The sequence below is a fragment of the Streptomyces sp. NPDC050743 genome (genome assembly GCF_044456925.1).
Lineage (GTDB): Bacteria > Actinomycetota > Actinomycetes > Streptomycetales > Streptomycetaceae > Streptomyces.
On the sequence record NZ_JBITGJ010000120.1, the window covers coordinates 9,478 to 16,950 of the forward strand.

Annotated in this window: 5 protein-coding genes and 2 pseudogenes; 2 read left to right on the plus strand and 5 right to left on the minus strand. The window is 70.0% G+C overall.

Annotated elements, in window-relative coordinates:
• Positions 1-132 precede the first annotated feature (132 nt).
• Together dctA and ACIBJF_RS45960 are read right to left on the minus strand one after the other, a co-directional pair.
• Positions 133-1,530 (minus strand): C4-dicarboxylate transporter DctA, encoded by a 1,398-nt coding sequence (dctA, locus tag ACIBJF_RS45955; RefSeq protein ID WP_399183489.1) that lies wholly within the window; start codon positions 1,528-1,530, stop codon positions 133-135.
• Positions 1,527-2,645, minus strand: a complete 1,119-nt coding sequence (locus ACIBJF_RS45960; RefSeq protein WP_399183491.1) for a PrpF domain-containing protein — start codon at positions 2,643-2,645, stop codon at positions 1,527-1,529. The genes dctA and ACIBJF_RS45960 overlap by 4 nt, the downstream gene beginning before the upstream one ends.
• Before the next feature lie 145 nt (positions 2,646-2,790).
• On the opposite strand from ACIBJF_RS45960, the gene ACIBJF_RS45965 reads away from it, so the two are divergent.
• Together ACIBJF_RS45965 and ACIBJF_RS45970 are read left to right on the plus strand one after the other, a co-directional pair.
• Positions 2,791-3,696 carry a LysR family transcriptional regulator gene (locus ACIBJF_RS45965; protein ID WP_399183493.1) on the plus strand — a complete coding sequence of 302 codons (906 nt, stop codon included), beginning with the start codon at positions 2,791-2,793 and terminating at the stop codon, positions 3,694-3,696.
• Between the two features lie 169 nt (positions 3,697-3,865).
• A complete protein-coding gene (locus tag ACIBJF_RS45970) occupies positions 3,866-4,303 on the plus strand; it encodes a hypothetical protein (protein ID WP_399183495.1) in 438 nt (145 codons plus the stop codon).
• A gap of 365 nt (positions 4,304-4,668) precedes the next feature.
• Here the strand turns inward: ACIBJF_RS45970 and ACIBJF_RS45975 are convergent.
• From ACIBJF_RS45975 to ACIBJF_RS45985, 3 genes and pseudogenes are all read right to left on the minus strand, one after another.
• Positions 4,669-5,068 (minus strand): annotated as a pseudogene (locus ACIBJF_RS45975) (DDE-type integrase/transposase/recombinase); the annotation flags it as partial.
• Between the two features lie 223 nt (positions 5,069-5,291).
• The gene (locus tag ACIBJF_RS45980; RefSeq protein WP_399183497.1) at positions 5,292-6,626 is read right to left on the minus strand and encodes a hypothetical protein; all 1,335 of its coding nucleotides are present in this window, start codon (positions 6,624-6,626) and stop codon (positions 5,292-5,294) included.
• Between the two features lie 304 nt (positions 6,627-6,930).
• A pseudogene (locus ACIBJF_RS45985) lies at positions 6,931-7,473 on the minus strand (transposase); the annotation flags it as partial.

The window sequence follows — 7,473 nt, forward strand, 5'->3', positions numbered from 1 at the left end:
GTGGGTGTGGTGGGGGTGGTGGGGGGCCCTCCGGGTTGGGGAGGCGGGGGGGCGGGGCTGCCCTGCGGTGTTGTCGGCGGGGGCCGCCGGGCCCCCCCCTCTCGCGCGGCGCGGGGCCCCGCCCATGTGATGTCAGCTTGCGGTGGGGACGGGGTCGCGGGTTGGTGCGGGTGTCTCCTTCGGATCGGGCTCGGCCGGCATGGCAGAAGGAGCGGGGGCAGGGGCGTAAGGGATGTCGCCGCGTAGGACGGCCTTGGCGCGGTCCTCGTCGAGCTCGCCCTCCCAGCGGGCGACGGCCAGGGTGGCGACGCCGTTGCCGACCAGGCTGGTCAGGGCGCGGGCTTCGGACATGAACCGGTCGACGCCGAAGACCAGCGCGAGGGCGGCGACCGGGACGTGCGGGACGGCGCTGAGGGTGGCGGCCAGGGCGATGAAGCCGGAGCCGGTGACGCCTGCGGCGCCCTTGGAGGTGAGCAGCATGACGGCGAGCATGGTCAGCTGCTGGGTGAGACTGAGGTGGATGCCGAGGGCCTGGGCGAGGAAGACCGAGCCCATGGTCAGGTAGATGGCGGTGCCGTCCAGGTTGAAGGAGTACCCGGCGGGCAGTGTGATGCCGACGACCGGTTTCGATGCGCCCGCGTGCTGGAGCTTGGCCATCATGCGCGGCAGGACGGGCTCGGTGGAGGAGGTGCCCAGGACGATCAGCAGTTCTTCCTTGATGTAGCGCAGGAAGGGCAGCAGTCGCAGTCCGTTCAGGCGCATCACGGTCCCGAGGACGACCAGGACGAAGAAGAGGGCGGTCAGCCAGAACGAGCCGACCAGCAGGGCCAGGTGGCGCAGGGTGCCCAGGCCGAAGTGGCCGATGGTGAAGGCCATCGAGCCGAACGCGCCGATCGGGGCCAGCCGCATGATCCAGCGGATGAGCGTGAACAGGACCGTGGAGAACTTCTCGACGCCCCGGGCGATGCCCAGCCCGGCCGCCCCGCTGGCGTGCAGGCCGAAGCCGAACAGTACCGACACCAGCAGCACCGGCAGGATCTCGTTGCCGGTCAGGGCGCTGACCAAGGTGGCCGGGATGATGGCGAGGACGAACTCGGCAAAGCCCTCGTGGGCGGTAGTCGCCTCCGGCGGCAGGCTCTTGGTGGACAGGCTCGCGAGGTCGATGTGCAGACCGCTGCCCGGCTTGACGACGTTGACGACGACCAGGCCGATCACCATGGCAACGGTGGTCAGCACCTCGAAGTAGACCAGAGCCTTCAGGCTCACGCGGCCGACCGCGCGGGCGTTGCCCATGGAGGCGATGCCGTGGACGACCGTGCAGAAGATGATCGGCGCGATGAACATCTTCACCAGCGCGATGAAGCCGTCGCCGAGCGGCTTGAGGTCAGCGCCGACGGACGGCCACAGTCCGCCCACGGCGGCGCCGAGGAGGACGGCGATCAGGCACTGGACGTAGAGGTGGGACAGCATGCGGCGGATGCGGCCCGGTGGTGCGGTGACGGTACCCGGGGCGGCGTCGTTGCGGCTCATGCGGGGCGTCCTTCCAGGACGGGAACGAGGAGTTCGGCTCGGGCGATACGCCGGGCGGCGCGGTGCAGCAGCACCGTGGGGGACGCGCCGTCCGGTACGGGGACGGCTTGGGTCGTGACCACGCCGGCGGGGGTGCCCAGGCGCAGCGTGCCGTCGGCGGTCTGCCGGGCGACGCGGTGGGCGAGGGTGCCAGGGGTGGCGGCAGCCGCGGCCAGGGCCACGGCGGAGGTCAGGCCGATCGCCGGGTGCGGGGCGTGCATGGAGACCATGCGCACGGCCAGGTCGTACTCGTCCTGGTTGACGAGTATGCCTTGTGTGGTGCGATAGGGGGCGGGTCGGGCGACGATGCCCACCTTCGGCACCGCGTGGGTGACCGGATCGCTCTCGTGGGCCAGGCCCATGGCCAGCGCTGCCTGACGGCGCAACAGTGTCAGCGCGGGCACGGCGGTGGCGAACGCGGTGAGGGATTCCGTGCCGTCGAGGCCGAACGCCTTGGCCTCGAACAGCGCGGCCGGCGCGCCGGCGTCCACCAGGGACGCCTCGACGGGGCCGTCCGGGCCGGTCAGCTCGTCCAGTGCCCGGCCGGTCGGCAGAGCGCGGCCGGTCGTCGAGCCCGCCGGGTCCTGAAACCCGAGCAGGACCGGAACGCCCCGTGCCGACGTACCCGGCACCACGGCCGTGCCCTCCTCCGGGGCCACGCCCGCGGGGGTGGGGATCGTGCCGGTGAGGCGGGCCCCGGTGTTGACGTTGAGCATGCGAACGGTGGTGGTGTCCGACGCGATCGGAACAAGCCTGTGGTGGACGGCGTACAGGGCCACGGCGGTGGCGCAGTTGCCGCAGTTGCTGACCCACTCCACGCGCTCGTCGCCGATCCCGACCTGTGCGAAGGCGTACTCGACATCCACGCCGGCCTGGGGCGATGCCCGCACGACGGCGGCCTTGGAAGTGGTGGAAGAGGCGCCGCCCACGCCGTCGATCTGGCGGGGGTCGGCGGCGTTGAAGGCGGCGAGCAGGAGGGCATCGACATCCACGCCCGTGGCGGCCACGTCGCGGTGGTCGAAGATCCAGCACTTGCTGGTTCCTCCGCGGATCATCTCGCCCTGCAGACGCAGCACAACCGACTCCTCACAGCCATGAAAGGGGAAGCCACCGACGGTCTCGCCGTGCGTGGTGCCCTCCACGGTGGGTTACGGCAGCGTGAAGTACAATCTCGGAAATCTTTATGGCTATTAAGCTCAAGTGAACGCTGGAGGTGGCGGCATGCTCGACGTCCGGCGCATCCTGCTGTTCACGGAGGTCGCCCGGCGCGGCTCGGTGACCGCAACAGCCCGCGCCCTCAACTACACACCGTCAGCGGTATCCCAGCAGATCAGCCGCCTGGAAACGGAGGCAGGCCAGCCCCTGCTGGAACGCCACGCCCGGGGCGTCACCCTCACCGACGCCGGACGGGCGCTGGCTGAACGAGGACAACGGATCGAACGCGAACTGCAAGCCGCGGAAAACGAACTCGCCGACTACGCCGGCCTGCGCGCGGGCACACTGCGCATCGGCACCTTCCCCACCGTCGGCGCCTCGCTCCTCCCGCAGGCCGTGATCGCCTTCCGTAACGCCCACGCCGACGTACGGCTGACCGTCCGCAGCTCCCGCATCGCCGGACTCTGGACGATGCTGGAGAACCGGGAGATCGAGATGTCGCTGATGTGGGACTACGACTGGAGCCGAATCGACCGGGAGGACATCGTCGTCACCCCACTCCTCGATGACCCGCCGGCCCTTCTCGTCAGCGACCACCATCCGCTCGCCGGCCGTGACGCCGCCTCACTCGCCGACTTCGCAGACGACCCCTGGATCACGCGCGCCGACCATCACCCGGTGGCCGAAGCCCTCGTCCGCGGCTGCCGCGCCGTCGGCTTCGAGCCCCACATCGCCTACGAGGCCCACGACTACCAGGAAGCCCAGGCCATGGTCGCCGCCGGCATCGGCGTCGCCCTCGCCCCCACCCTGGCCCTGGAGGGCATCCGACCCGGCGTCGACGTCCTGCCCCTTCAGCCGCCGGCCCCCGTCCGCCGCATCCTCCTGGTTCGCATGGCCGACCACTCGCTCACCCCCGCCGCCCTGACCTTCGCCGGACTCCTCCGCGACACCACCGCGGCCCGAACACGCTGACGCTAATACCGAACCACGCCCACCGGTCATGGAACCGTCGCGCTCACCGCTGAGAATCCGGGGCCCCGCGCTTTGGGGCCAGGTCTGGTTGTCGAAGCCACCTGCCAACCAGTCTCATGAGACACATCGGATTCTGGAGAACTATGGCCGGAGAGGCCAGATCCACACCGTGACCCGACGGCTGCGGAGCCAGCACGGCACCGACCTGTCCCGTCAGTTCTCCGACGTCGCAAACGCTGCCGCCGGCCTGCCGGACGCCGTCCACGACGGTGAGTTCGCCGCAGTCCTCAACGACAGCTCCGGCGTGGCACTCGACCAGCTGCAGAGCCGGGCCCGCCGCCGTGGCCCGCGATCCGGCGCCGACTTCACCGTCCACGTCGCCCTCTTCGACGTCGGCGACACGGACTGGCGGCCGCGCTCGTATGCCGAGCGCCGCACCGAACTGCTGCGTCTCCTTGAGGACAGCCCGGCCATCCTGCGCGCGGTGCCCGCCACCGAGGACCGCGGGCAAGCGCTCACGTGGATCGGAGCCCTCGCGGACGTGGAAGGCCTGGTGGGGGAGCGGACCGGCGCGCCGTACGTTGCCGGCCCTGCCTCGGGCTGGTGAAGTGGGGCGAGCGCCACACGACCGAGGCCGTGGTCATTGGGGTGACCGGCAGGACGCCGGCGGCCCAAGCGACTTGGTACATGCCTCACGGGTGGTCTCGGCGCAGAGTTCTCGATCACGGTGGGCGGCATCACCGCCGTGCGGGGTGGACGCCGGATCGCCCTGACGGCGATCCGGCTATCCCTGCCCTGCTCCGCAGGAGTCCGATTCCTCCCCGGCCTGAAGGCCGGGGCATCCTCGGAGGAACCCGGTGAACGAGAACCAGGCGAAGCCGCTGTCCTTCAGGCTGTCGATCGCCTGGTTGGCCTCGTCCGGGAGTAAGCAGCCGGGTCTGATGCAGGTTTGGGTGACAGGTTCGGTTCCGCGGCCTGGATGGCCGGTGCGGTCATGACGGCCTCGAATTCGATGGGTGTCAGCCGGCCGAGTGCGGCTTCTCTGCGGCGCCGGTGGTAGGTCCTCTCGATCCAGGTCACGATCGCGATCCGCAGTTCTTCACGGGTGGCCCAGGTCCGGCGGTCGAGGACGTTCTTCTGCAGCAGGCTGAAGAAGGACTCCGTGGCCGCTTTGTCGCCTGCAGCCCCGACTCGTCCTATCGATCCGGCCATCCGGTGGTGGTCGATGGCCCGGACGAATTTCCGTGACCGGAACTGATCCGCGATCGCTGTGCAGGATGCACCCGTCGACGTGTCCACGCCGGGCCACGGCGTTGTTCAGGGCGGCCACGGCCAGGCGGGACTTCATCCGCGCGTCGATGGAGTAGCCCACGGATCCTCCGTCGCGGTGGGTTTGAGTCCGAGCGCCAGCAACATCGCGCCTGCTGTCAAGCCCACCAGGTCGTGGTGGACGTCCGTCCATCTCGTGACTTCCGAAAGGTTGACCAGGTTTGATCGTGACAGGGTGCTGGCGGGGAGCGTCATTCCAAGTGCGCGGTATTCGGGCCTGTCCATGAGTCGTCGCACCCATAGCCGGCGTTGGACGAAGCGGCCTTCTACCGCTCTGCCCGGAGGCGTCGTTTCTCCTCCCGTTGGGCGGCCACGTCGGGGATGACGGCAATGGCCTCGGTGAGGCGGCCCTGCCGGATCAGCAGTTCGGCCAGGTCGGTCGCGGCCCGTTCGCCGGGCAACGGGAGTAGGAGGGCGATGGCCTCCTCGACGCGGCCGTCCTGGGCAAGCAGCCAGGCGATGGTCAGCTCGCGGTCCTCGACCCTGTCGGCCGGCAACGCCTGGATCTCCGCGATTGCCTCCCTGGCGCGTCCCGACTCTCCCATCAGCCACCACCGGTTGGACCAGAGCCAGAACTCCTCGTTCTCCGCCAGGAATTCGGGGCTGCGCCCTTCCGTGAGTCCAAGGGCCCTGTCGTGCAGGCCCCGGTCGGCGAGCACGGTCAGGGTCGCCTGGAGAAGGTTCCCGTCGTAGAGGTCGTCGAACGTGTGCTCCACCGCCTCGATCGCGTCGTCTACCCGACCTTGACGGATGAGCAGCCCCATCAGTGTGCTCTCGTGCCAGCCCGGATGCTTGGCGGCGATGAGGTCGCGCAGGTACGCCTCCGCTTCCCCTGCTCGGCCCAGGTTCTCCAGGGCCGTCACGTACGGGCTTACGGCGGCGTACCTCTGGGTGTCGGCAAGGTCGCGAAGTTCCTCGATCCGACCGTGTCGGGCCAGCAGCTCGGCATAGAACTTGACGTTGTTCTGCGGCCCGTAGCGGCGTGCGGCCACGTCCGCGCCGAGCAGCCGGATTGCCTGGTCCACCCGGCCGGACCGCTCCAAGACCCGGGCCTGTGCAGGCAGGACGCCCCACAGGTCGTCGCACTGCTTCGGGTCGCGCCGGAACTCCTCGGCGATCGGGGCCAGCAGCTCCAGCACCCGCTCGTCGCATCCCTGGCCCTCGGTCATCTCCACCAGGGCCCCCAGCACGCGCCCGCCGCGCAGGTGCGGGTCGAGTACGGCGATCGCGTCATCCACCCGCCCGGCCCGGACCAGCGCCTCGGCGTAGTCCCGCCACGCGTCGACCGCGTTCTGCTGCGGCCTCTTGGGGTGCGCCAGCTCCAGCGCCTGGTCGACGCGGCCCCACCGCAACAGGACGTCGGCGCCCGCCCGCACCGCCGGCTGCCAACCGGTAGCCGCGAACGGCGCCACCACCGTCCAGGCCCGTCCGAAGTCCCCCACTGCACACAACCCCCGCACCGCACCCGCAGCGCAGAACCAGTCCTCACGCCCCCATGCCGCCTCCACCAGGGCCTCCAAGCCGCCGCGTTCGAGGATTTCGTCCACGATCCGCGGCAGGACGCCGCCGAGGTTGCTCAACTGCCACTGAAGATCATCCACATTCACAGGGGCACCCTAGGGTCAGCCGCCGACACACCCGCGACGCGGCTTGCCGGTTGGCCCGCCGAGCCTTGCCAGTGGGCCACCCGCTTGCTGCTACGCGCGGTGTCGAGCATCTCGTTTAGCGCGTGCGGTCTTCCATTGCCGATCTCTTCGGAGCAGAGATCCGCAGGGTATCGATGAGGTCGGCGGAGTCTTAATGACCGGGTCAACCCGTCGGGGTGCCAGTCCCTTCTTCCCATGCCCACTCGTGACGGCAGTCGGCGCAGGTGAGGTGTGTGGGCAGTGACTCTGAGCTTGATCTTTACCCTCGCTGCTGTTTCAGGCGGACGTGTTCGGTGAGGGTTTCGATTCGTTTCACGGTCTTCCCCGGCTCGTGACGTGGGGCTGGCCTGCGGTTCTTCGAGCCGGGTGGGCGTCCGGGTCCGGGCTTGGCGGGTTGGGGCACGGCGGCGGGACGGGCGGTCTTCACGCGGAGGTGGCGGAACCCGCGGCGGACCCGGGCGGGGGTGAGCCGGCGCGGCTCGGTGGGCCGTTCCCAGGGTCGGCGGAGGTCCTCGGCGAGGGGGCGGGCGAGGCGGAGTTGGGTGTGGGCGGCGATGATCAGCCAGGTCCACAGGTCGGCCGTGTGCGGGTCGCGGACCTTGGGGACGGTCCAGCCCAGGGTCTGCTTGAACAGCCGGAAGGTGTGTTCAAGATCGAATCTGCGGAGGAACGCCTGCCAGCGCACATCGACGTCTGCGCCGGTCATCCCGGTGCGCGAGGACCACAGCCACACCGGCTTGGGGTCGCGGTCGCCGGGCAGGTGCTCGACCTTCAGCCGGATCAACGTGCCGTGGATCAAGGG

Coding starts and splice junctions, on each gene's coding strand:
- ACIBJF_RS45965 (WP_399183493.1), top strand. CDS start 2,791: ATGCTCGACGTCCGGCGCATCCTGCTGTTCACGGAGGTCGCCCGGCGC.
- dctA (WP_399183489.1), bottom strand. CDS start 1,530: ATGAGCCGCAACGACGCCGCCCCGGGTACCGTCACCGCACCACCGGGC.